This is a genomic window from Caballeronia sp. AZ7_KS35 (assembly GCF_023631045.1).
GTDB classification, from domain to species: domain Bacteria; phylum Pseudomonadota; class Gammaproteobacteria; order Burkholderiales; family Burkholderiaceae; genus Caballeronia; species Caballeronia zhejiangensis.
Map to the genome: position 1 here is coordinate 636962 of NZ_JALQDV010000001.1, position 24721 is coordinate 661682.

Genomic DNA, 24721 nt, shown 5'->3' on the forward strand with positions numbered 1-24721 from the left:
TTTTTCAGGCATTCACCCATGAACTACAAGATTTCGACGGAACCTGGCGCGCGTTTGCGCATCGATAAGTGGCTTTGGGCAGCGCGTTTCTTCAAGACGCGTTCGCTCGCGAGCGATGCGGTCGAGAAAGGCCGCGTGAAGATCGGCGGGGCGAATGTGAAGCCGTCTAAGGACGTGCGCGTCGGCGATATCGTCGAGATCGATATCGAACGGCTGGTGTGGCAGGTCGAAGTGCTCGGGATATGCGATGTGCGCGGCCCGGCGCCGGTCGCCCAGACGCTCTATGCCGAAACCGGGGAAGGCCGTGCGAAACGCATGGCCGAGGCCGAGCGCCGCAAGAATTTCCGCGAGCCCGCAGCGGAACTGCAGGGAAGGCCGACGAAGCGCGACCGGCGCACTATCGACAAATTTTCTCGTTCGGATTGAAGTAGCTTTCGATGGTCGCGTGAACGCCGCCGTACTCGGTGGTACGTTCGGTCACGACGCCGGACATGCAGATGGTGGTCGTTCCCGCGACGAGTACCAGGGCGACCACCGCGATAGCAAAGGTCAGTTTCATGGTATCCCCGGGAAGCGGGTTGCCCGGTCAGAAGGCGGCCGGATCAGGAAACGGGCAAGGGCTGAAAGCGGTTTGAAGCAATTCGTAGGATTAGGGTTAACGTGCGTCCTGCGCTGCTTTTTTGAAGTGTAGGCGACTCAGGGCTTTCCCTCAATCCGAAAATCGCGCGCCGCGGCGAAGTGTGTATTACGAGCCATTGCGGCGCCACCTTGCTGTCGAGATTTGTCCGAAAAACCGTTTCGAAGGCTTGAAAAAGCTTTCGGCGCCCTCATTTCGGCCGTTAGTGCGAAAAATGCGTCCGATTTTCGGTCTGGCCGCTTTCGCAGCCGATTCAACTCACTGCAATACATATTCAGCGACATGGAAAACACGCAAGAGAATCCAGCGAGCCAGAACGCAACGCCCGCCGACGATAACGCGCGCCAGTCCGCCGACCCGACCAGCGCGGCGGCTCCCGCGTCCCAAGGCGCACCGGCTGATGCCGCCGCCGCGCCGCAAGCCGCGCCGAATGAGGCCGAAGCTGCGCTCGCCGAAGCGCAGGCCACCATCGCCGCGCTCAAGGAAGACTTCCTGCGCGCGAAGGCCGAAACCGAGAACGTGCGCCGCCGCAGTCAGGAAGATGTCGCGAAGGCGCATAAATTCGCCATCGAAAATTTTGCGGAGAACCTGCTTCCGGTGCTCGACAGCCTGGAAGCCGCGCTCGCCGACCAGTCGACGGATGTCGCCAAGGTTCGCGAAGGCGTCGAACTGACGCTGCGTCAACTGACGGGCGCGTTGGAGAAAGGCCGCGTGATCGCGGTGAACCCGGTCGGCGAAAAATTCGATCCGCATCGCCATCAGGCCATCTCGATGGTTCCGGCGGAACAAGACCCGAATACTGTCGTCACGGTGCTGCAGAAGGGCTACGTCATCGCCGACCGCGTGCTGCGTCCGGCGCTCGTGACCGTCGCCGCGCCGAAGTAATCGGTCTCGCGGCGTACGTGCCGGCCGTGTCGGTCGCCGCACAAAAAAACTTATAGACCGTATCGTTTGCAGGGTCTTGAAATCGAAACTGACGCTCTTATCTTGCGTACAGGTATGAATTTTGGGCGTTCGGCCCGGTAAATCGGCAAAAGCCGGCATCGAAAGGCCGGCCGCAACGCCACTGCGATCAAAGCTAGGAGAGGATAAAAAATGGGCAGAATCATCGGTATCGACCTCGGCACCACGAACTCGTGCGTGGCGCTGATGGAAGGCAATCAGGTCAAGGTCATCGAGAACTCGGAAGGCGCGCGCACCACGCCGTCGATCATCGCGTACATGGATGACAACGAGATCCTCGTCGGCGCGCCTGCGAAGCGCCAGTCGGTCACCAATCCGAAGAACACGCTGTACGCGGTCAAGCGCCTGATCGGCCGCCGCTTCGACGAGAAGGAAGTGCAAAAGGACATCAACCTGATGCCCTACAAGATCGTCAAGCACGACAACGGCGATGCATGGGTCGAAGCGCACGGCAAGAACCTCGCGCCGTCGCAGGTTTCGGCTGAAGTCCTGCGCAAGATGAAGAAGACCGCTGAAGACTACCTCGGCGAGCCGGTGACGGAAGCCGTCATCACGGTTCCGGCGTACTTCAACGACAGCCAGCGTCAGGCAACGAAGGACGCGGGCCGCATCGCCGGTCTGGAAGTGAAGCGCATCATCAACGAGCCGACCGCGGCCGCGCTCGCGTTCGGTCTCGACAAGGCCGAAAAGGGCGACCGCAAGATCGCCGTGTTCGACTTGGGCGGCGGCACGTTCGACATCTCGATCATCGAGATCGCGGACGTGGACGGCGAAATGCAGTTCGAAGTGCTGTCGACGAACGGCGATACGTTCCTCGGCGGTGAAGACTTCGACCAGCGCATCATCGATTACATCATCGGCGAGTTCAAGAAAGAGCAGGGCGTCGACCTTTCCAAGGACGTGCTCGCGCTGCAACGCCTGAAGGAAGCCGCTGAAAAGGCGAAGATCGAACTGTCGTCGACGGCTCAGACCGACATCAACCTGCCGTACATCACGGCGGACGCGTCCGGTCCGAAGCACCTGAACCTCAAGTTCACGCGTGCCAAGCTCGAAGCGCTCGTCGAAGAGCTCATCGAGCGCACGATCGAACCGTGCCGCATCGCGATCAAGGATGCGGGCGTGAAGGTCGGCGACATCGACGACGTGATTCTCGTCGGCGGCATGACGCGTATGCCGAAGGTGCAGGAGAAGGTGAAGGAATTCTTCGGCAAGGATCCGCGCCGTGACGTGAACCCGGACGAAGCCGTCGCCGTGGGCGCCGCGATTCAAGGCCAGGTTCTGTCGGGCGACCGCAAGGACGTGCTGCTGCTCGACGTGACGCCTCTGTCGCTCGGCATCGAGACGCTCGGCGGTGTGATGACGAAGATGATCAACAAGAACACGACCATCCCGACGAAGCACTCGCAAGTGTATTCGACGGCGGACGACAACCAGGGCGCCGTGACGATCAAGGTGTTCCAGGGCGAGCGCGAAATGGCCGTCGGCAACAAGCTGCTCGGCGAGTTCAACCTCGAAGGCATTCCGCCCGCACCGCGCGGCGTGCCGCAGATCGAAGTGACCTTCGACATCGACGCGAACGGTATTCTGCACGTTGGCGCGAAGGACAAGGCGACGGGCAAGGAAAACAAGATCACCATCAAGGCGAACTCGGGTCTGACGGACGCGGAAATCGACAAGATGGTGAAGGACGCCGAAGCCAACGCCGAGGAAGATCACAAGCTGCGTGAGCTGGCCGACGCGCGCAACCAGGGCGATGCGCTGGTTCACAGCACGAAGAAGGCGGTCGCGGAGTACGGTGACAAGGTCGACGCTTCGGAGAAGGAAAAGATCGAAGCGGCGCTGAAGGACCTCGAAGAGGCGCTGAAGAGCAGCTCGAGCGACAAGGCCACGATCGAAGCAAAGGTCGAGGCGCTGGCTCAGGCTTCGCAGAAGCTCGGCGAAAAGATGTACGCCGACATGCAGGCGCAGCAAGGCGCGGCGAGCGCGGCCGCGGGTGCGGCAGGCGCGGGCGCGTCGGCGGATGCGGGCGCGAGCCAGCATCACGATGACGTCGTCGACGCCGACTTCAAGGAAGTGAAGAAGGACTAACGCCGAATCGGGCGCGTGAGTGGCGACATTCACGCGCTTTTCGGTGGTATCACCGGGACGCGTTGGCGTCTGACGTGGAGCGCGCCTGGCGAGCCTTTCGGCTCTCCGGGCACGTTGTTTTTAGAGGCGCGTTGCTTCTGGCGAGGCGCAAAAAGTTTTACGCGCGGGTTGCGAGCGACATCCGCAGCATCTCGCAGCATCTGACAGGAACCGCGGCGCTCAAGCGCGGCGGCATCGAACCGACATGGCGAAACGGGATTACTACGACGTTCTGGGCGTCGCGAAAAATGCGAGCGACGACGAGATCAAGAAGGCGTATCGCAAGCTCGCGATGAAGTATCACCCTGACCGCAACCCGGACAACAAGAAGGCGGAAGAGAATTTCAAGGAGGCGAAGGAAGCCTACGAAATGCTCTCCGACCAGCAGAAGCGGGCCGCCTACGATCAGTACGGCCACGCGGGCGTGGATCCGAACATGGCGGGCGCGGGCGCGCAAGGTTTCGGCGGTTTCGCCGATGCCTTCGGGGATATCTTCGGCGATATCTTCGGACAGACGGCGGGTGGCGCCGGCGCGCGCGGCCGCAGCGGTCCGCAGGTGTATCGCGGCGCGGACTTGCGCTACAGCATGGAAATCACGCTGGAGCAGGCGGCGCACGGCTACGACACGCAGATTCGCGTGCCGAGCTGGGTGAACTGCAACGTCTGCCACGGCTCCGGTGCGAAGCCGGGCACGAAGCCCGAAACCTGCCCGACCTGTCATGGTCAGGGCCAGGTACGCATGTCGCAAGGGTTTTTCAGCATCCAGCAGACGTGCCCGAAGTGTCACGGCAGCGGCAGCTACATCCCCGATCCGTGCGCGAACTGCCACGGCGCGGGCAAGGTGAAGGAAACGAAGACGCTGGAAGTGAAGATTCCGGCGGGCATCGACGACGGCATGCGAATCCGCTCGGCGGGCAATGGCGAGCCGGGCATCAACGGTGGTCCGGCCGGCGACTTGTATGTGGAAATCCACATCAAGCAGCATTCGGTGTTCGAGCGTGACGGCGACGACCTGCATTGCCAGATGCCGATTCCGTTCACGACGGCGGCGCTCGGCGGCGAGATCGAAGTGCCGACGCTCGCGGGCCGCGCGAGCTTCACGGTGCCGGAAGGCACGCAGTCGGGCAAGACGTTCCGTTTGCGCGGCAAGGGCATCAAGGGCTTGCGTTCGAGCATCGCCGGCGATCTGTATGTGCATGTCCAGGTGGAAACGCCGGTCAAGCTCACCGACGCGCAGCGCGATTTGCTCAAGCAGTTCGAGAAGTCGCTCGTCGAGGGTGGCGCGCGGCATAGTCCGCAAAGCAAGAGCTGGTTCGACCGCGTGAAGAGCTTCTTCGATTGATGCGGTCGAGTGCGTCGTACGTCGGGCAGGTATGACGATGAAAACCGAAGAGCGCAGCGCGGTGTTCGCGCTGCTCGACGATTGCGATGCGACCGCCGAAAGGCGGTCGAGTCGTTTGTACACAGACTTCGTGCGCGAACGCGTGTGCGTGAACGCGCGCGATCTCGATGCCGTTTGCGCCGAAATCGAGCGCGATCTGCAGAGCGGCCTGCATGCGCTTGTCGTCGCGGATTACGAGTTCGGACGCAATCTCCAGTTCGGTGAAATCGGGCGTGGTGAAGATCAGGCGCTTCGCGTGCTGATGTTTCGCTCGTGCGCGTTTCTGTCGCGTAAGGAAGTGAGCGCCTGGCTCGCCGATGACGAGGTTGCAGGCGTCGCGGGCATTGCGCCGAGCGTCACCCGCGACGAGTTCGACAAGGCCATCGCCACGGTTCAGGAGGCGTTGAAGGAAGGCGAGTCGTATCAGATCAACTACACGTATCGGCTGAATTTCGATGTATTCGGCACGCCGCTCGCGCTGTATCGGCGATTGCGCGAGCGGCAAGCCGTGCATTTCGGCGCGCTCATCGCGTTGCCGGACGGCAGGTCGGTCGTGTCGTGCTCGCCGGAATTGTTCGTCGAGAAACATGGCGATCTGTTGCGCGCGCGGCCGATGAAAGGCACCGCGCCACGGGATGCCGATCCCGAATCGCTGCGCCTCGACCCGAAGAATCGCGCCGAGAACGTGATGATCGTCGACTTGTTGCGCAACGACATGTCGCGCGTGGCGGTCACGGGTTCGGTCAACGTACCCGCGCTGTTCTCGGTCGAGCCGTACGCATCGGTGTGGCAGATGACGTCGACGATCGAAGCGCGCGTCATTCCGGGCACGTCGTTCGCGGACATCGTGCGCGCGCTCTTTCCGTGCGGCTCGATTACCGGCGCGCCGAAGTATCGGACGATGCAACTGATCGACGAAATCGAGAGCACGCCGCGCGGGCTTTACACCGGCGCGATCGGCTGGCTCGATGCGAGCGGCGACTTCTGCATGTCGGTGGCGATTCGTACGCTCGTCATCGATGCGGCCGCGCGGCGCGGCGTGCTCGGCATCGGCGCGGGCATCGTGCTCGATAGCGTCGCCGCCGACGAATACGAGGAGTGTCTGTTGAAAGCGCGTTTTCTGACGGGCGCGGATCCCGGCTTCGAACTCTTCGAGACGACATACGCGACACGCGATGAAGGCGTGCGCCATTACGCGCGCCACGTCGCGCGGTTGAAGGCGAGCGCGGCGTATCTCGGTTTCACGTTCGACGAAGCTTCGTTGCATGAGCAGACCGCGCAACATATCGCGGACTTCGAAGGCCAGAAACCGTATCGAATGCGTATCGCGCTGGCCAAGAGCGGGCGCATCACGATGACGAGCGCGCCGCTTGCGCCGTTGCCATCGGATACGGTGAACGTGCTGCTCGCTTCGGAGCGCGGATTCGCGCCGCAAAGCTCGGCCGATCCGCTGCTCAGACACAAGACGACGCGTCGCGCGGATTACGATCGTGCGTGGAAAGCCGCCGAAGCCGAAGGCGCGTTCGACATGTTGTTCGTCAACGAGCGCGGCGAGTTGACCGAGGGCGGCCGCTCGAGCGTGTTCGTGAAGCTCGACGGCGAGTGGTTCACGCCGCCCATCGATGCCGGCGTGCTGCCGGGCGTGATGCGCGCGGTGTTGATGGAAGAACTCGGCGCGCGCGAACGCGCGCTTACGCCGAACGAACTCGACAACGCGCAGAGCCTGCTGATCAGCAACGCCCTGCGCGGCGCGGTCGAAGCGCGCTTCAAACGTTAGCCAGAATCACCACTCGGCGACGCTGCCATCCGCGTGACGCCACACCGGATTGCGCCAGCGATGGCCGACCTTCGCCATTTCGCGCACTTTCTCCTCGTTCACCTCGATTCCCAAGCCCGGCCCTTGCGGAATCGACACCATCCCGTCTTCGTACTTGAAGACTTCCGGATTCCTGATGTAATCGAGCAGGTCATTGCCCTTGTTGTAGTGAATGCCGAGGCTCTGTTCCTGGATGAACGCGTTATAGCTGACCGCATCGATCTGCAGACAGGTTGCGAGCGCGATCGGACCGAGCGGGCAGTGCAGCGCGAGCGCGACATCGTAGGCTTCGGCCATCGTCGCGATCTTGCGGCATTCGGTGAGACCGCCCGCGTGCGACGCGTCCGGCTGAATGATGTCGACGTAACCGCCCGCCAGAATGTGCTTGAAATCCCAGCGCGAGTAGAGCCGCTCGCCGAGCGCGATCGGCGTGCTTGTCTGGTTGACGATATCGCGCAGCGCCTCGACGTTTTCCGAAAGCACCGGCTCTTCGATGAACATCAGCTTGAACGGATCGAGCTCCTTCGCGAGCACTTTCGCCATCGGCTTGTGCACGCGTCCGTGAAAGTCGACGCCGATGCCCACGTTCGGCCCGACCGCTTCGCGCACCGCTTGCACGTTGTCGATCACGCCCTGAACCTTGTCGAAGGTATCGATGATCTGCAGCTCTTCCGAGCCGTTCATCTTCACGGCCTTGAAGCCGCGCTCGACCACCGCCCGCGCGTTGTTCGCGACGTCGCTCGGACGGTCGCCGCCGATCCACGAATACACCTTGATCTTGTCGCGCACCTGGCCGCCGAGCAGCGCGTGCACCGGCACGCCGTGATGCTTGCCGAGAATGTCCCACAATGCCTGATCGACGCCCGCGATCGCGCTCATGCCGATCGGCCCGCCGCGATAGAAGCCCGCGCGGTACATGACCTGCCACAAGTCTTCGATATGGCGCGGGTCCTTGCCGACGAGATAGTCGGCGAGTTCATCGACGGCTGCGGCGACCGTATGCGCGCGGCCTTCCACAACCGGCTCGCCCCAGCCCGTGATGCCCTCGTCGGTTTCGATCTTGAGGAAGCACCAGCGCGGCGGAACGATGAAGGTCTCGAGTTTCGTGATTTTCATTGAGCGTCTCCTGAAGGGTTTTACATGGTAGCAAAAAGGCGATGTCTGGGCATATTAATAGTATTATTCGCGTAAAGATTGGGACTTACGAAACATCAGTCGAATGCCCGATAATCGTGCTCAAAATATGAAGGGAGACCATCATTTACCGCGATCTGCATGGCCGTGTGACGCATGAACTGGGCATGGCGATCCTGCGCGGCGACTTTGCGCCGGGTTCGCCATTGCCGCGCGAAGCGGAACTGATGGAGCGCTTTGGCGTGAGCCGCACGGTGTTGCGCGAGTCGTTGCGCACGCTGACATCGAAAGGATTGATCGAGTCGCGGCCGAAAGTCGGTACGCGCGTGCGCGCGCAAGACGCGTGGAATCTGCTCGATGCCGACATGCTCGACTGGTACTCGCGCGTCGCGCCGCCGCTGCAATTCGCACTCAAGCTTCAGGAAATGCGCGAGATGATCGAGCCGTACGCCGCCGCGCTCGCCGCCGACAACCACGAAGAACGCACGCGCGAACGACTCACGCGCGCGCATCAGGCGATGGCGGACGCGCAGAACGTCGATGAATGGGTGCGCGCCGATCTCGACTTTCATCTGGGCGTGCTCGCCGCGTGCAGCAACGAATTGCTGATTCCGCTCGGCGCGCTGATCGAGCGCACGCTCGAAGGCCAGTTGCGCCTGAACGCGAAGCGCGCCGACGTCTACAATGCGTCGCTCGCGGAACATACGGCGGTTTTCGAAGCGATCATCGCGCGCGATTCGAACGGCGCGCGCCGCGCGATGGCCGGTCTGCTTGGTGTGACACGCGGCCGGATTGAAGGCTAGAACGCGTTCAGCGGAATCTTCAGATAGGTCGTGCCGTTGCTCGCCGCGTCGGGAAAGTGGCCCGCGCGGATATTGACCTGAATGGCGGGCAAGATGAGCGTCGGCATGCCGAGCGTCGCGTCGCGCGCCTCGCGCATCGCGACGAACTCGTCCTCGGTCTTGCCGCCGCCGACGTGGATGTTCTTCTCACGCTGCTCGCGCACCGTGGCTTGCCATTGCGGAGCGCGCGTCTCCGGCGGATAGTCGTGACACACGAAAAGCCGCGTGTCGGGATCGAGCGCGAGCAGGCGCTGAATCGATCGATACATCGCGCGGGCGTCGCCGCCCGGGAAATCGCAGCGCGCGGTGCCCAGATCCGGCATGAAGAGCGTGTCGCCGACGAACACCGCATCGCCGACGCGATACGCCATGTCGGCGGGCGTATGTCCCGGCACGAAGAGCGCGGTTGCTTCGAGCGCGCCGATCATGAACCGCTCGCCGTCGGCGAACAGATGATCGAACTGCGAGCCGTCGAGCTGGAACTCGGGTTCGAGATCGAAGATCTTCTTGAACACGCCCTGCACCGTGCGTATCGACTCGCCAATTCCGATCTTCCCGCCGAGCGTGCGTTTCAGATACGGCGCCGCCGAGAGATGATCGGCGTGCGCGTGCGTCTCCAGAATCCATTCGACGGAAAGCCGCTGGTCCCGCACGAACGCGACGACCGCATCGGCGGATTTCGTCGATGTGCGCGCGGCTTTGGGATCGTAGTCGAGCACCGGATCGACGATAGCCGCGGCGGAGCCGGGCGCTTCGTAGACGACGTACGTCATCGTGCCGGTGTTGATGTCGAAGAAGGGCTGAATGATCGCTTGCACGTTGATTCCCCCGGTGCGTCACGCGATCCTGTGCTTTTGCGGCCCGGATGGATTGGGCGTGTTTGTCAGGATCGCGATACAGTGTAACCCTTTGCGCCGGGCATCGATGCGCCGGCCGTCGTCTTCGCGAAAGCTCCATCGAGAGGTTTGAATGCCGCACGTCCCGACCGCGCTCGCGTCGTCCTGGGGCGCGTGGGCCGTGTTCGTCAGCGTCCTCGCGACGCAGCTCGGCGTGCCGGTCCCCGCCGCGCCGATGCTCATTCTCGCCGGCACGCTCGTCGCCGCCGGCAACGTGCCGTTCTGGCAAATGCTGGTGGCCGCAGTGCTCGCGGTGCTCATCGCCGATTCCTTGTGGTTCACCGCGGGCCGTCTCTACGGCCGCACCTTTCTCAATTCGCTCGTGCGCTTCTCACTGTCGATCGATACCACGCTGCGCACCGCGCGCCGATGGTTCGAGCGCTTCGGCGTGCCGCTGCTCGCGCTGTCGAAGTTCGTGCCGGGGCTCGGGCTCGTGTCGGCGCCGCTGCTCGGCACCACGCAGATCGAAGTGCGCGTCTTCGTGTTGTGGGATCTGATCGGCGCGACGGCGTGGGCGAGCTTCTGGATGCTCGGCGGCGCGGCGCTCGAGGCGCAGATCGGCCGGCTCATCGAACTGGTGCGCGCGAACGGCACGACGCTGATCGACGTGCTCGTGATCATCGCGCTCGGCTTCGTGCTGTATCGATGGATCCGGCGCGAGCAGTTTCGTCAGTGGCTCGCGAAGTATCACATCACGCCCGATCAGCTCGACGCGATGATGCACTCCGACACGCCACCCGTGATCTACGACGCGCGTCCGGCGGACATTCGCCGTCGCGAGCCGTATCGCATCGCGGGCGCGATCGCGCTCGATCTCGATTCGCCGGATCGCGTCGATCAGTTGTATGCGGAGCACGAGGTCGTCGTGTATTGCGTGTGTCCGAACGAGGCGACGGCGAAGACCATCGCGCGTCAATTGCGGGCCAAGGGCTTCAGACACGTGCGGCCGCTGAAGGGCGGGCTCGATGCGTGGGAAAAGCACGGCTATCCGACCGAGCCGATTCCGCCCGAGCACTTGCGCGCGCCCGCCGATCACGACGACATCGATCACGATATGGTGACGATCCGCGCGACCGCGCCGGAATGAGCCGACCCTAGCTGCGGCGCGCCGGCCGGTTCACGAGCGCGATGCCCGCGAGGACCATCGCGGCGGCGACCATGAAGCGCGCGGTGAAATGCTCGCCGAGCAAGAGCACGCCGAAGGTGACGCCGAAGATCGGCGTGAGAAACGAGAACACGGAAAGCCGCGACGCCATGTAGCGCGTGAGCAGCCAGAACCACGTCAGATAGCTGATGAACGCGACGACGATCGCCTGATACGCGAGACTCGCGATCGCTATCGGCGACACGGCTTCGACGTGCGTCTGCCCGATGCCCGCCGCGAGCACGAGCAGCAGAACCGCCGATACCGCCAGCTGATAGAACAGCGTCTTGCTCGCGCTCGCATGGGAGAGCGCGGACGCGCGCACGACGACCGTCGTCGCGGCCCAGAAGATGCCGGCCATGATGCCGAGCGCATCGCCAGCGATGCCTTGCAACGTCGATGCGCTATTCGGATTGCCGTGCAGAAAGCCGTCCGCGAACGCGAGCGCGATGCCGCAGAACGCGAGCACGATGCCGCTCCACTGCGTGCGCGAAAGCCGCTCGCCCGCGACGAACCAGTGCAGCCCGAGCGCGGTGAAGCAGGGCGCGGTGTAGAGAAACACGGCCATGCGTGTGGCCGTCGTGAGACTCAGGCCGAAGAAGATGCAGACGAATTCGCCGCCGAACAGCACGCCCGCGAGCAGTCCGGCGGGCAGCGTGTCGTCGCGCTGAAAGAGCGGCACGCCGCGCGTGCGCGTCCAGATCCATACGAGCAATGTGGCGATCAGCGAGCGGATGCCGGCCTGCAGCATCGGCGGAATCGAGGCGTTGGCTTCCTTGATCGCGACTTGCTGGAATCCCCACGCGCCGCAGAGGGCGATCATCACGATGACGGCGGTGGCGTCGGGGGCGCGGCGCAGGGAGAGGGATGGCGAGCTCATCGGCTGTCGGTTAAGCGTGCACTGATCTGGAGCGTCGATTGTGCCAGCGAACCGCTGCGATGAACGAAAGGTCGGGACGAGCCCGTGGAGATTGCGCGCCGCGACGAGCGTGCGGCGCGCGCTTTGAAAGCGTGGATTGAGCGCGGTTCAGGAATGCTTTTCGATCAGTTCGACCTTGTAGCCGTCCGGATCTTCGACGAACGCGATCACCGTCGTGCCGCCCTTCACCGGACCGGCTTCGCGCGTCACCTTGCCGCCCGCCTGACGGATGCGCTCGCACGCATCGGCGGCGTTATCGACTTCGAGCGCGATATGACCGTAAGCCGTGCCGAGATCGTACTTGTCGGTGCCCCAGTTGTAGGTCAGTTCAAGCACGCTGTTCTCGCTTTCCGGGCCGTAGCCGACGAACGCGAGCGTGTACTTGTACTCGGTGTTTTCGCTTTGACGCAGCACATGCATGCCGAGAATGCGCGTGTAGAAATCGATGGAACGCTGCAGGTCGCCGACGCGCAGCATCGTGTGGAGGAGTCGCATGGTGGGATTCCTGTTTGTAGGTTTGCGGGGACAGGAATGAAATTGTACCGTCGGCGCTTTTTACGCGCTGACCGCGCTCACAGTGCCGGCAGCAAGTCCGGCGGATGATGCTTGAGCGTATGCCGCGCCTCGCGGAACTCGGGGAAGATCGATTCCACCGTCTGCCAGAAACGCGGGCTGTGATTCATCTCGCGCAGATGCGCGAGCTCGTGCGCGACGACGTAATCGATGATCGACATCGGAAAATGGATGAGCCGCCAGTTGAGGCGAATCTTGCCGTCGCTGGAGCAACTGCCCCAGCGCGTCGCCGCCGACGACAGCGCATACGCGCGGTACTCGACGCCGAGCTTCGCCGCATAGACCGCGAGCCGCGCACCGAAGATGCGCTTCGCTTCGCTTTGCAGCCAGCCTTGCACGCGATCCTTGATCTGCTGCGCGTCGGCGGATGCTGGCAGCGGAAGCGTGAGCACGCCGGTTTCGTCATCGAACGAAAGCGCGCTCGCAGAGTTGAGCGACACGCTGATCGTCTTGCCGAGAAACGGAAACTGCGCGCCGTCCTTCCATTCGATGCGCGGCAGCGCGCGCTGCTCCACGCGCGTCTGCCATTCGGTGAGCTTCCTGACGATCCAGTTCTGCTTGTCGAGAATCGCGCTTTCGATATCGGCGATCGTCACCCAGCGCGGCGCGGTGATCGCGAGCCCGGTTCCGTCGATGCAAAAGCCGATCGTGCGCCGCGACGAACGACGCAACCGGTATTCGAGCGCGCCCGCTTTGAGCACGATGCGACGCAGGCGCACGCCATCGGGCAGCGGTGCGGTGGGCGCGTTCGGTGCGGCGGGCGTGAGGACGGGAACGGGATCGGCGGGGGGAACATCGCCGCGCAGCGGAGCCGGTCCGTTCGCGGGCGGCGCGCCGGAGTAAGCCGGCGCATGCTCGAACGGCAGATCGAGTTGCAGGGTATCGAGCGCGACGGCGGGGCGCTGTCGCGAAGGGGCTTTCTGCATCGGCTCCGCTTTGCGCTCACGGCGCAGGAATGACGAGAAGAAAGAGTAGGGCACGCCTCGGCTCGAATCGACCGCCGCCGCGTCAGCGGCCCGCGCCCGCAGCGCCGGCTTTGGCCGGCTGCGCGTTCGGCACGGCGTAAGCGTGCGGATCGATGCGGCGCATTTCCGTCTCGATCCAGCTTTCGACGCGCGCGTTCACTTCCTCGGGCGTGAGACCGGCCGTATCGATCGGCTTGCCGACCGACACCGTGACTATACCCGGATATTTGATGAACGAATTGCGTGGCCACACGTGACCGGCGTTGTGCGCGATGGGCACGACCGGCGCGCCGGTTGCAACCGCGAAGCGTGCGCCGCCGGTCTTGTACTTGCCCTGGCTGCCGACGCGTGTGCGCGTGCCTTCGGGGAACATGATGATCCACGCGCCTTCGTCCATGCGCGCGCGGCCTTGCCTGGTGACGGAGACGAAGGCGTCGCGGCCCTGCTTGCGATCGATGTGCACCATCTTCAGGAGTCCGAGCGCCCAGCCGAAGAACGGCACATAGAGCAGCTCGCGCTTGAACACGTAGCAGAGCGGCCGCGGCATCAGCGCGGGAAACGCGAGCGTCTCCCATGCGGACTGATGCTTCGACAGCAGCACGGCCGGACCATTCGGCAGGTTCTCCATGCCTTCGATCGTGTAGCGAATGCCGATCAGATGCCGCAGCACGACGATCGTCGACTTGCACCAGCCGGCGGCCATCCAGTAGCGCTTGTCGGCGCGCATGAACGGAAACGCGATGAAGCAGGCGATCGCGTACGGCACCGTGTACACGACGAAGTAAAGCATCAACAGCAACGAACGGATGAAGCGCATGGAGTATCTGTTACTGAGCCGCGGCGCGATCCTGATGCCGCGCGAGGAAATCGAGCGCGAATGCGCGCAAGTCCTTGTGAACGAGGGTGCCTTCGGGCAACTGGCCTTCCTTGAGCGTCTTTTCGCCTTTGCCGGTCAGCACGAGATGCGTGGGAAAGCCGAGCGCCGCGCCCGCCTGGAGATCGCGCAAAGAATCGCCGACGACCGGCGTATCTTCCGGATCGATCTCGAAGCGGTCGATGATCTGTTGCAGCATGCCGGGCCGGGGCTTTCTGCAATCGCACTGATCTTCGGCCGTGTGCGGGCAGAAAAACAACGCGTCGATGCGCCCGCCGACGGCCGCGACCGCGCGATTCATCTTCTGATGCATTGCGTTGAGTGCGGCCATGTCGAATAGACCGCGCCCGATGCCCGACTGATTCGACGCGATCGCCACGCGATAGCCCGACTGGTTCAGCCGCGCGATCGCTTCGAGACTGCCGGGAATGGCGACCCATTCGTCCGGCGACTTGATGAAGGCATCCGAATCGACGTTGATGACGCCGTCGCGATCGAGGATGACCAGTTTGCGGTTCATGACCATGGGCGGCGTTTCTTAAGCAGCGAGCTTCGAGATGTCGGCGACGCAGTTCATCTGCTGATGCAGCGCGTTGAGCAGCGCAAGACGATTGTTGCGCAGCGCCGGGTCTTCCGCGTTCACCATCACGTCGTTGAAGAACGTATCGACGGATTCGCGCAACGCGGCGAGCGCGGTGAGCGCCTCCGTATAGTTGCGCGCGGCGAGCTGGCTTTGCACGCGCGGCGTCACTTGCTCGATCTGCGCGTACAGATCCTTCTCGGCCGCTTCGACGAGCAGTTCCTTGTTGACCACCGAAGGCGCGCCTTGCTCCGACTTCTTCAGAATGTTCGAGATGCGCTTGTTGGCCGCCGCGAGCGCCGCGGCTTCCGGCAGCGCCGCGAATTCGCGCACGGCGTCGAGGCGCGCGACGATGTCGTCGAGGCGCGTCGGGTTCAGGCTCAGGACCGCTTCGATATCGTTCGCTTCGAAGCCGCGCTCGCGCAACAGTCCGCGCAGACGATCGAGGAAGAAGGCGTAGACCGCTTCGGTCGAATCGGCGACTTGCGGCATGCCCGCGAACTGACGTTGCGCCGCGCCGACGAGATCGCGCAGATCGACCGGCAGCTTCTTTTCGAGCAGGATGCGCAGCACGCCCAGCGCGTGACGGCGCAGCGCGAACGGATCTTTCTCGCCCGTCGGCGCGAGCCCGATGCCCCAGATGCCGACGATCGTTTCGAGCTTGTCCGCGAGCGCGACCGCGGCACCGACGCCCGTCGACGGCGTTTCGTCGCCCGAGAAGCGCGGCTGATAATGCTCCGAGCAGGCGAGCGCGACTTCTTCCGGCTCGCCGTCGTGACGCGCGTAGTACGTGCCCATCGTGCCTTGCAGCTCGGGGAATTCGCCGACCATGTCGGTCAGCAGATCCGCCTTCGCGAGACGCGCGGCGCGGCGCGTCAGCGCGGGATCGACCCCGACCATCGGCGCGATTTCGCCCGCGAGCGCTTCGAGACGCTCGACGCGCTGCAGCGTCGAGCCGAGCTTGTTGTGATAGACGACGTTCGCGAGCAGCGGCACGCGATCTTCGAGGCGCTTCTTCTTGTCCTGCGTAAAGAAGAACTTTGCGTCGGCGAGGCGCGGGCGCACGACGCGCTCGTTGCCTTCGACGATCTCGCCGGGCGTCTTCGTATCGATATTCGACACGATCAGAAAACGCGAGCGCAGCTTGCCGTTCTGGTCCGTGAGCGCGAAGTATTTCTGGTTCGTCTGCATCGTGAGGATCAGACATTCCTGCGGCACCTGCAGGAATTCCTCGTCGAAGCGGCATTCGTAGACGACCGGCCATTCGACGAGCGCGTTCACTTCATCGAGCAGCGCTTCGGGCATCACGACGCGATCTTCGCCCGCAAACGCCTGCAGTTGCGTGCGGATCGATTCGCGGCGATCGTCGAAGTTCGCGACGACGCGGCCTTTGTCGAGCAGGGTGTCGGCGTAGTCGTCGGCATGAGCGATCGCGACGAAGCCTTCCGACATGAAGCGATGCCCGATGGTCGTATCGCCCGCATCGACGCCAAGCGCGCTGACCGGCACGACGTCGCGGCCGTGCATCGCGATCAGGCGCTGCACCGGACGCACGAACTGCACGCTGGTGCCGTCCGGACGCTGATACGTCATGACCTTCGGAATGGGCAGCTTGCCGAGGGTTTCGTCGAGCGCGGCTTGCAGGCCGTCGGCGAGCGTCGCGCCGGGCGCGGCGTAGCGCAGGAAGAAGGCTTCGGCCTTGCCGTCCTGCGCGCGTTCGAGTTCGGCGATGGGAAAGTCGGGGAAGCCGAGCGCCGCGAGTTTCTTCGCGAGCGGCGGCGTGGGGTTGCCTTCCTTATCGAGCGCGACCGTTACCGGCAAGACTTTCTCGCGCACCTGCTTTTCCGGCGCGACATCGCGCACATTGCGGATGAGCACGGCGAGGCGGCGCGGCGTCGCGTACTTTTCGAACGAAGGCGCGCCGTCGATGAGATCGCGCGCGGCGAGACGCTCGACGATGCCATCGGCGAAAGCGGTGCCGAGACGCGCAAGCGCTTTCGGCGGCAGTTCTTCGGTGAGCAGCTCGACGAGGAGCGAAGCGTGGTTGGATTGCGTCATTGTTCTAGCGAGCCTCGTCAAACCTGTTCGTTGTTGCTGGGTTCGCCCGGCGGCGTGCTTTCCACCTTGAGCGGCGGCGCCCATGCCGGACGCTGCGCTTCCTGCTCGTCGCTGACGAGATCGCGATCGCCCTTGACCGAATTGCCGAGCATCGGGAAGCCGAGCGCTTCGCGCGAATCGTAATAAGCCTGCGCCACGAGGCGCGACAACGCACGGATGCGGCCGATATACGCCGCGCGCTCAGTCACGGAAATGGCGCCGCGCGCATCGAGCAGATTGAACGTATGGCCGGCCTTCAGCACGAGCTCATACGCGGGTAGCGCGAGCTTCGCATCGATCATCTTCTTCGCTTCTTCTTCGTAGCTCTTGAAGAACGTGAACAGCAGATCGACGTTCGCGTGCTCGAAGTTGTACGTGGACTGCTCGACCTCGTTCTGGTGATACACGTCGCCGTAGGTGAGGCGGCGCAGTTCGCGGCCGTTCGGGCCGTCTTCTTCCCATTCGGTCCAGATGAGGTCGTACACGTTCTCGACCTTCTGCAGGTACATGGCGAGGCGTTCGAGACCGTAGGTGATTTCGCCGAGCACGGGCTTGCAGTCGATGCCGCCCGCTTGCTGGAAGTACGTGAACTGCGTCACTTCCATGCCGTTGAGCCACACTTCCCAGCCGAGTCCCCAGGCGCCGAGCGTCGGGTTCTCCCAGTCGTCCTCGACGAAGCGCACGTCGTTCTGCTTCAGATCGAAGCCGAGCGCTTCGAGCGAGCCGAGGTACAAATCGAGGATGTTTTCCGGCGCGGGCTTCAGCACGACCTGATACTGATAGTAGTGCTGCAGGCGGTTGGGATTCTCGCCATAGCGGCCGTCCTTCGGGCGGCGCGACGGTTGAACGTAGGCCGCGCGCCACGGCTCCGGGCCGATCGCGCGCAGGAACGTGTGGACGTGCGAGGTGCCTGCGCCGACTTCCATGTCGATCGGCTGGAGGAGCGCGCAGCCCTTTTCGTTCCAGTAGGACTGCAGCGTCAGAATGATTTGCTGGAAAGTGAGCATGATTGCCTTTTGCGGGCGAACGCGGCGCGGCCATCGTCGTGACGACGCGACTCGGAGGCTCGGCCGAAGTACTTAAACGGAGAATTTTAGCCGAACGGACGGGCGGGTGCGGCTTTTTGGGAGAAGGCGGGCCGCGTCGCATCGCGCGACGCGGCTTTGTTTCAGCCGATGTTCAACGCTCGCCCGAACGTTTCCGATTCGGCGCGAATGCGAACGCGAACGCCAGCAGAATCAGCGATACCGCGATCACCGTCATGTTCCCGCTCGTCACATACGGCGTGCTGCCCGACGTGCCTTGCACGCGCGCTTCGAGCACGCCCGTGGCGAACGTCGGCAGCTTCGAGATGACATCGCCGTTGGCCGCGATCGCCGCCGTCATGCCGGTGTTGGTCGCGCGCAGCATCGGCCGGCCGGTTTCCATCGACCGCATCCGTGCGATCTGCAAGTGCTGATCGAGCGCGATGGTATTGCCGAACCACGCGAGATTCGTCGAGTTGATGAGAATGCCCGCGGGCGTTTCCTGCTCGCGGATCGTGCGCGCGATCTCTTCGCCGAAGATGTCCTCGTAGCAGATATCGACGGCGACCGGCTGGTTGTGCACGACGAATGCCTTCTGCGCGATCGGCCCGCGCGCGAGATCGCCGAGCGGAATGCCCATCATGCGCACGAACCAGTGAAAGCCGGGCGGCACGAATTCGCCGAAGGGCACGAGATGATGCTTGTCGTAGCGATACACGCCGTTCACATGCGGCGTGACGCCGAAGAGACTGTTGGTGAAATCGGTTGCGCGGCCATCGGGCAGAATCGTGACGCCGATCGCGCCGAAGAGAATCGACGAGTTCGTGTCGTCGGCGAAATTGCGGATCGCGACGGCGAAATCCTGCGGAATCTGCACCGACAGCACCGGCAGCGCGGTTTCCGGCGTGACGATCAGATCAGCGGGCTTCTCGGTGATGAGGCGCTTGTAGAGCGCGAGCGAGTCATCGACGCCCGACTGCTCGAACTTCATTTCCTGCTTCACGTTGCCTTGCAAGAGACGCACGTCGAGCGGTGCGTTGGCGGGCGTCGTCCATTGGACGAGCGACAGCAGCATGCCCGCGACGATCAGCGCAACCGCGACGACGCCCGGCGCGAACGCGAGCCGCCGCGTCTTGCGCAAGTGATAGACGGCCTGCACGATCAGCGCGGCGACGAGCGCGAGCACCCAGCCGACGCCGTACACGCCGACGATCGCGCCGAAGCCCTTGAGCGGACCGTCGACTTGCGCATAGCCGCTCGCGAGCCAGGGAAAGCCGGTGAACACGAGGCCGCGCAGCCATTCGCCGAGCGCCCAGGCGCTCGCGAACGCGAACGCGCCGTGCCATGTCGGCGCATAGCGCGGCGATGCTTCGATGTCGCGTGCGGTGGCGGCGTCTTCATCGCCGAAGCGCGCGCGCCCCGCGACGAACGACCAGACCACGCTCGACAACGCCGGATAGATCGCGAGATACAGCGAGAACAGTGCGACGGCGGCGGCGGCGAGCGGCGCGGCCATGCCGCCGTAGACATGCATGCTGATGTAGAGCCACCACACGCCCGTCACGAAGTTGCCGAAGCCGAATGCCCAGCCGGTCGCGGCGGCGCTTTTCCAGCCGTTCGTGCGCGAGAGCCACGAGAAGAACAACGCGAACACGGCGAGCTCGATCCATCCGCCGTGCGGCGTCGGCGCGAAGGAGAGCGTATTGATCGCGCCGAGCACGGCGGCGACGAGGTAATGCCAGAACGGCAATGCGCGACGCGTATCGGGTGTCACGGAGACGTCGCGTTGACGGGAGAGAAAGCGAAACGATGAATCGGCCATTGATGACGGTCGAGATGAAACGGCAAAAGCGAGTGTAGGACTGACAGCGGGCGCCGTTCGGCTGCGGCGCCCGCGAAGCGCTTAGTCGCGCAGTTCGTCTTCGTCGTCGCCCGCGTGGTGATGTTGCTGCGCGAGATTCGGCACGCGCCGCACGAGAAGAACGTGAATCTGGCGGGCGTCGCCGCGCAGGATCTCGAACACGAAATCGTCGATGCGTACTTTTTCGCCGCGATGCGGCACGCGCCCGAAGCGATGCGTGACGAGTCCGCCGATGGTATCGACTTCTTCGTCGGAGAAATCGGTGCCGAATTCCTCGTTGAATTGCTCGATGCCGGTGAGCGCGCGCACGCGATACTTGCCGTCGGGCGTCGCGATGATATTGCCGGCTTCCTCGTCGAAGTCGTATTCGTCCTCGATGTCGCCGACGATCTGTTCGAGCACGTCCTCGATCGTGATGAGGCCGGCGACGCCGCCGTATTCATCGACGACGATCGCGATGTGATTGCGGTTCACGCGAAAGTCGTGCAGCAGTACGTTCAGACGCTTCGATTCGGGGATGAAGACGGCGGGGCGCAGCATGCCGCGCACGTCGAATTCTTCTTCGGCGTAGTAGCGCAGCAGGTCTTTCGCGAGCAGCACGCCGATGACGTTGTCGCGATTGCCTTCGTACACCGGATAGCGCGAGTGTGCTTTTTCGAGCACGAAGGGGATGAATTCCGCGGGCGTTTCCGCGATGTTGATGGCGTCCATCTGGGCGCGCGGCACCATGATGTCGCGCGCGCAGAGGTCGGACACCTGAAAGACGCCTTCGATCATCGAGAGCGAGTCGGCGTCGAGCAGGTTGCGCTCGTGCGCGTCCTGAAGCACTTCGAGAAGTTCGTCGCGCGATTCCGGCTCGTGCGAGATGAAATCGGTCAGGCGTTCGAGGAGCGAGCGCTTTTCTTGCGGTTTGTCGGTGTGGCGTCGACTGGGATAGGGATCGTTCATAGCGGAGCGCCCGGGAGTTCCCGGGCGCAGGTTAGCGGAAAGTTAAGCATACACCAAGGCAAAAAGCGGGCTGCGTGGCGCGGCGCGCATGACTTCAGCCATGCTAGCCGATAAATGTGCGAGAAGTATGTCCAGCGGAAAGCGTTGGCCGAATGGACGATATCAGGCGCGAAAATCATATGGAGGCAAAAAGCGCCAACGTCAGCGTCCGCCCTGCGCCTGGCAACGCTTCAACAACGCCTCCAGCGCCCGATCCGGCATGCCGCTCTCGCGCAGCGCCTCCACCGTCCGGCTGACGTAATCCAGCGTCGTCCCATATCGGCCGCTCGCGCAGCCGAGCACCGTTCGCACGACCGGATCGGCGAGCTTGCCGGTATAAGACGCCGCATCGCGCCGCATGACGAACGCGAGCGCATCGACGCGCCGTCCGTCCGCGAGCGTACAGGGCAGCCACGCGGGGCGGTACGAACCCATCGCCATTTCGCGGCGCCACAGCACGTCGAGATGCTCGATCGCTCCGACGCCCGCGAGCCGGAACGCCATGCCGGTGCACGAGCCGCCGCGATCGAGCGCGAGCACGAGACCCGGCTGCTCCGGCGTGCCGCGATTCACGCGCGACCACAGATAAAGCCCGCGATGATAGCCATGCACTTTGCCGCGCACCGCTTCGACTGTCGGCAGCCCGGGGTTCCAGATCAGCGAACCGTAGCCGAAGAGCCACACGTCCGACTCGCCGTCCCAATGCGCGAACGCCGCCTCGCGCGATGCCGCAAGTTCGGCATCCGTCCACAATGCGGATTCGCCGAGCGCGGGCGGATAGCCGGCGCACGGCTCGGGCGCGATGTCAGGAAGTGACTCGGGATGCGTGGGTTCGGGCAGCTTGTCGTTCACGGCGCGTTGGGAACATCGGGGACATCGGACCGGCTTCAGGTCGAAGGCACGTAAGGATCGGAAAATCCCAGAGACTGCATGATATCCGTCTCGATGGATTCCATCTCTTGCGCTTCGCTCTCGACTTCATGGTCGTAGCCCTGCGCATGGAGCGTGCCGTGGACGATCAGATGCGCGTAATGCGCGGCGAGCGGCTTGCCCTGTTCGGCCGCCTCGCGCTCGACGACCGGGCAGCACAGAATCAGATCGCCCGCGACCGGATCGTCCTCCGATTCTGCATACGCGAAAGTCAGCACGTTCGTCGCGTAATCCTTCTGCCGATACGTGCGGTTGAGCATCCGGCCTTCTTCTTCGTCGACGAAGCGCACGGTCAGTTCGGCGTCCGCGAACAGCGACGCCTTGATCCAGCGCGCGACCGTCGCGCGCGGCAGGATCGCCTTGTGCGACGGATACGCCTTCGCCGCTGGAAACTGCAGGGTCAACGTGAGGCGCGGCATTATTCGGGCTTCTGCGCTTGCTGTTGCGCAGCGCGCGCGGCCTCGGCGAGCGCGGCGTCTTTCTGCGATTGCGCGTCGTAAGCCTCGACGATGCGCGCGACGAGCGGATGCCGCACCACGTCCGCCGACGTGAAATGCGTGATCGCGATGCCGCGCACTTCCGACAGCACATACTGCGCCTCGATCAGGCCGCTCTTGTGGCCGCGCGGCAAGTCGACCTGCGTCGTATCGCCGGTGACGACCGCCTTCGAGCCGAAGCCGATCCGCGTCAGGAACATCTTCATCTGCTCGGGCGTGGTGTTCTGCGCTTCGTCGAGGATGATGAACGCGTGATTCAGCGTGCGCCCGCGCATGTACGCGAGCGGCGCGATTTCGATCATCTGGCGCTCGAACATCTTCGCGGTCTTGTCGAAGCCGAGCAGATCGTAAAGCGCGTCGTAAAGCGGACGCAGATACGGATCGACCTTCTGCGCGAGATCGCCCGGCAGAAAACCGAGCCGCTCGCCCGCTTCGACGGCGGGGCGCGTCAGCACGATGCGCTTGACCTGATCGCGCTCGAGCGCATCGACCGCGCACGCGACCGCGAGATACGTCTTGCCCGTGCCCGCCGGCCCGATGCCGAAGGTCACGTCGTGCGCGATGATCTGCTTCAGATACTCGCGCTGCGCGGGCGTGCGTCCGCGCAGATCGGCGCGTCGTGTGTAGAGCTTCGGACCGTGGTCTTCGTCTTCGCCGAGATCGATCGTCGCGCTCGGTTCATCGAACGGATGATCGGGATCGCCACGAAAACGCGGATCGATTTCGCCTTCTTCGCCGTTAGCGTCGCGCGCATCCTTCGCGCGACGCGTCGCATGACGCGCTTCGACGAGCGCGAGCTGAATGTCGTCGACGGAAATCGGATCCCGCGCGCGGTTGTAGAAGTTTTCGAGCGCCGCGAGCGCGACTTTGGCGCCACGTCCGCGAATCGCGATCTTGTGGCCGCGTCGCGAAAGCGTCACATCGAGCGCCTGCTCGATCTGCCGCAGGTTTTCGTCGAGCGGGCCGCAGAGGTTGGCGAGCCGCGCGTTGTCGTCGCGCGGAGCGGTGAATTCCAGATGCTGCGTGGGAGCGTTCTTCAAAGTGAACTTGAGTTCCTGTCTTTAGTGCGCAAGCTCGGGCGCCATGACCAGTTCGCCGCGCAGCGAGTGCGGATAGGCATGCACGATTTTCACGTCGATCATCTGGCCGATGAGCCGCGCGTGCGATTCTGCCGGCGCCGGGAAATTGACGACGCGATTGTTCTGCGTGCGTCCCGCGAGTTCGTTCGGATCCTTGCGCGCCGGGCGTTCGACCAGAATGCGCTCGACCTTGCCGACCATCGATTCGCTGATGCGCTGCACGTTTTCCTCGATCGTCGCCTGCAAATGCTGCAGACGCTTCAGCTTGACTTCGCGTGGCGTGTCGTCGTGCAGATTCGCTGCCGGCGTGCCGGGGCGCGGGCTGTAGATGAACGAGAAGCTCGTGTCGTAGCTCATCTCGTCGACGAGCGCCATCATCTTGTTGAAATCGTCTTCGGTCTCGCCGGGAAAGCCGACGATGAAATCCGTCGACAGCGACAGATCCGGGCGGATCGCGCGCAACTTGCGGATGACCGACTTGTATTCGAGCACGCTGTAGCCGCGCTTCATCGCCATCAGAATGCGATCCGAGCCGTGCTGCACCGGTAAATGCAGATGCGAGACGAGCTTCGGCACTTTCGCGTAAGTGTCGATCAGGCGCTGCGTGAATTCCTTCGGATGCGACGTCGTATAGCGGATGCGTTCGATGCCCGGAATGTCCGCGACGTACTCGATGAGCGTCGCGAAATCCGCGATCTCGCTCGAACCGAGCGTCAGCGCGCCGCGATAAGCGTTCACGTTCTGGCCGAGCAGCGTGACTTCGCGCACGCCCTGGTCCGCGAGACCGGCGACTTCGGTGAGCACGTCGTCGAGCGGGCGAGACACTTCCTCGCCGCGCGTGTACGGCACGACGCAGTAGCTGCAGTATTTCGAGCAGCCTTCCATGATCGACACGAACGCGCTCGGGCCATCGACGCGCGCCGGCGGCAGATGATCGAACTTCTCGATTTCCGGAAACGTGATGTCGACCTGCGCGCGGCCGGTCGCGCGGCGCTGATCGATCATCGCGGGCAGACGATGCAGCGTCTGCGGACCGAACACGAGATCGACATACGGCGCACGCGCGACGATCGACGCGCCTTCCTGACTCGCGACGCAACCGCCGACGCCGATCAGCAGATTCGGGTTCGCTTCCTTCAGCTCGCGCACACGGCCGAGATCGGAGAACACCTTCTCCTGGGCTTTTTCGCGCACCGAGCACGTATTGAACAGAATGACGTCCGCGTCTTCGGGCGTATCCGTCTTGATGAGTCCTTCCGCCGCGCCGAGCACGTCGACCATCTTGTCGGAGTCGTACTCGTTCATCTGGCAGCCGAAGGTCTTTACATAAACTTTCTTGGTCATGAATCGTCGCCGGTCGCAGTGGTTAACCTGGGGGCGCTGTAAAAGAGATT

The 24721-nt window shown here is 63.6% G+C and carries 23 protein-coding genes; 7 read left to right on the forward strand and 16 right to left on the reverse strand.

Annotated features, from left to right (window positions below; all coding sequences use genetic code 11):
• Positions 1-18 precede the first annotated feature (18 nt).
• Entirely contained in the window at positions 19-426 is a 408-nt protein-coding gene (locus tag NCT05_RS03055) for an RNA-binding S4 domain-containing protein (protein ID WP_008351473.1), read from the forward strand.
• On the opposite strand, the gene NCT05_RS03060 is transcribed toward NCT05_RS03055, so the two are convergent.
• Positions 398-559 carry a hypothetical protein gene (locus tag NCT05_RS03060; protein ID WP_008351472.1) on the reverse strand — a complete coding sequence of 54 codons (162 nt, stop codon included), beginning with the start codon at positions 557-559 and terminating at the stop codon, positions 398-400. The two genes, NCT05_RS03055 and NCT05_RS03060, sit on opposite strands and share 29 nt — an antisense overlap.
• Before the next feature lie 360 nt (positions 560-919).
• Here NCT05_RS03060 and grpE point away from each other — a divergent pair, with 360 nt between their 5' ends.
• From grpE to pabB, 4 genes are all read left to right on the forward strand, one after another.
• Positions 920-1522 (forward strand): nucleotide exchange factor GrpE, encoded by a 603-nt coding sequence (gene grpE, locus NCT05_RS03065; protein ID WP_008351471.1) that lies wholly within the window; start codon positions 920-922, stop codon positions 1520-1522.
• A 210-nt stretch (positions 1523-1732) separates the two neighbouring features.
• The gene (gene dnaK, locus NCT05_RS03070; RefSeq protein ID WP_008351469.1) at positions 1733-3688 is read left to right on the forward strand and encodes a molecular chaperone DnaK; all 1956 of its coding nucleotides are present in this window, start codon (positions 1733-1735) and stop codon (positions 3686-3688) included.
• Between the two features lie 244 nt (positions 3689-3932).
• Positions 3933-5069, forward strand: coding sequence for a molecular chaperone DnaJ (dnaJ, locus tag NCT05_RS03075; protein ID WP_008351467.1), 1137 nt, complete (start codon positions 3933-3935; stop codon positions 5067-5069).
• 37 nt (positions 5070-5106) lie between these two features.
• Positions 5107-6885, forward strand: a complete 1779-nt coding sequence (gene pabB / locus NCT05_RS03080; RefSeq protein ID WP_502801770.1) for an aminodeoxychorismate synthase component I — start codon at positions 5107-5109, stop codon at positions 6883-6885.
• A 6-nt stretch (positions 6886-6891) separates the two neighbouring features.
• Here the strand turns inward: pabB and dgoD are convergent, their stop codons facing one another.
• Positions 6892-8040 (reverse strand): galactonate dehydratase, encoded by a 1149-nt coding sequence (gene dgoD / locus NCT05_RS03085; RefSeq protein ID WP_008351463.1) that lies wholly within the window; start codon positions 8038-8040, stop codon positions 6892-6894.
• Between the two features lie 140 nt (positions 8041-8180).
• Here dgoD and NCT05_RS03090 point away from each other — a divergent pair, with 140 nt between their 5' ends.
• Positions 8181-8861 carry a FadR/GntR family transcriptional regulator gene (locus NCT05_RS03090; protein ID WP_033536533.1) on the forward strand — a complete coding sequence of 227 codons (681 nt, stop codon included), beginning with the start codon at positions 8181-8183 and terminating at the stop codon, positions 8859-8861.
• Here the strand turns inward: NCT05_RS03090 and NCT05_RS03095 are convergent.
• Positions 8858-9718: an MBL fold metallo-hydrolase gene (locus tag NCT05_RS03095; RefSeq protein WP_034470664.1), complete on the reverse strand. Its 861-nt coding sequence runs from the start codon at positions 9716-9718 to the stop codon at positions 8858-8860. The two genes, NCT05_RS03090 and NCT05_RS03095, sit on opposite strands and share 4 nt — an antisense overlap.
• A 151-nt stretch (positions 9719-9869) precedes the next feature.
• On the opposite strand from NCT05_RS03095, the gene NCT05_RS03100 reads away from it, so the two are divergent.
• Complete coding sequence (locus tag NCT05_RS03100; RefSeq protein WP_008351458.1) at positions 9870-10883, forward strand: DedA family protein/thiosulfate sulfurtransferase GlpE; 1014 nt, start codon at positions 9870-9872, stop codon at positions 10881-10883.
• Positions 10884-10890: 7 nt separating this feature from the next.
• Here NCT05_RS03100 and NCT05_RS03105 read toward each other — a convergent pair whose 3' ends face one another.
• The 13 genes from NCT05_RS03105 to miaB form a co-directional block, all read right to left on the reverse strand.
• Complete coding sequence (locus NCT05_RS03105) at positions 10891-11820, reverse strand: DMT family transporter (RefSeq protein WP_250501723.1); 930 nt, start codon at positions 11818-11820, stop codon at positions 10891-10893.
• Positions 11821-11967: 147 nt separating this feature from the next.
• Complete coding sequence (gloA, locus tag NCT05_RS03110) at positions 11968-12354, reverse strand: lactoylglutathione lyase (protein WP_008351454.1); 387 nt, start codon at positions 12352-12354, stop codon at positions 11968-11970.
• A gap of 77 nt (positions 12355-12431) precedes the next feature.
• Positions 12432-13358 (reverse strand): M48 family metallopeptidase, encoded by a 927-nt coding sequence (locus NCT05_RS03115; protein WP_250433723.1) that lies wholly within the window; start codon positions 13356-13358, stop codon positions 12432-12434.
• An 82-nt stretch (positions 13359-13440) separates the two neighbouring features.
• Positions 13441-14214, reverse strand: a complete 774-nt coding sequence (locus NCT05_RS03120; protein WP_008351449.1) for a lysophospholipid acyltransferase family protein — start codon at positions 14212-14214, stop codon at positions 13441-13443.
• A gap of 10 nt (positions 14215-14224) precedes the next feature.
• Positions 14225-14797 (reverse strand): D-glycero-beta-D-manno-heptose 1,7-bisphosphate 7-phosphatase, encoded by a 573-nt coding sequence (gene gmhB / locus NCT05_RS03125; RefSeq protein ID WP_250501724.1) that lies wholly within the window; start codon positions 14795-14797, stop codon positions 14225-14227.
• 12 nt (positions 14798-14809) lie between these two features.
• On the reverse strand, positions 14810-16909 hold the full coding sequence (glyS, locus tag NCT05_RS03130; RefSeq protein ID WP_008351445.1) for a glycine--tRNA ligase subunit beta: 2100 nt from the start codon (positions 16907-16909) through the stop codon (positions 14810-14812).
• 17 nt (positions 16910-16926) lie between these two features.
• Positions 16927-17955 (reverse strand): glycine--tRNA ligase subunit alpha, encoded by a 1029-nt coding sequence (gene glyQ, locus NCT05_RS03135; protein ID WP_250501725.1) that lies wholly within the window; start codon positions 17953-17955, stop codon positions 16927-16929.
• A gap of 172 nt (positions 17956-18127) precedes the next feature.
• Positions 18128-19795, reverse strand: coding sequence for an apolipoprotein N-acyltransferase (gene lnt, locus NCT05_RS03140; RefSeq protein ID WP_250501726.1), 1668 nt, complete (start codon positions 19793-19795; stop codon positions 18128-18130).
• Positions 19796-19876: 81 nt separating this feature from the next.
• A complete protein-coding gene (locus NCT05_RS03145; protein WP_008351437.1) occupies positions 19877-20782 on the reverse strand; it encodes a CorC family transporter in 906 nt (301 codons plus the stop codon).
• A 201-nt stretch (positions 20783-20983) separates the two neighbouring features.
• A complete protein-coding gene (locus NCT05_RS03150; RefSeq protein WP_008351435.1) occupies positions 20984-21673 on the reverse strand; it encodes a gamma-glutamylcyclotransferase in 690 nt (229 codons plus the stop codon).
• Between the two features lie 35 nt (positions 21674-21708).
• Complete coding sequence (ybeY, locus tag NCT05_RS03155; protein ID WP_008351433.1) at positions 21709-22170, reverse strand: rRNA maturation RNase YbeY; 462 nt, start codon at positions 22168-22170, stop codon at positions 21709-21711.
• Positions 22170-23288 carry a PhoH family protein gene (locus NCT05_RS03160; protein WP_250501727.1) on the reverse strand — a complete coding sequence of 373 codons (1119 nt, stop codon included), beginning with the start codon at positions 23286-23288 and terminating at the stop codon, positions 22170-22172. Before NCT05_RS03160 ends, ybeY begins: the two co-directional genes overlap by 1 nt.
• Before the next feature lie 21 nt (positions 23289-23309).
• Positions 23310-24671: a tRNA (N6-isopentenyl adenosine(37)-C2)-methylthiotransferase MiaB gene (gene miaB / locus NCT05_RS03165; RefSeq protein WP_008351429.1), complete on the reverse strand. Its 1362-nt coding sequence runs from the start codon at positions 24669-24671 to the stop codon at positions 23310-23312.
• Positions 24672-24721 lie beyond the last annotated feature (50 nt).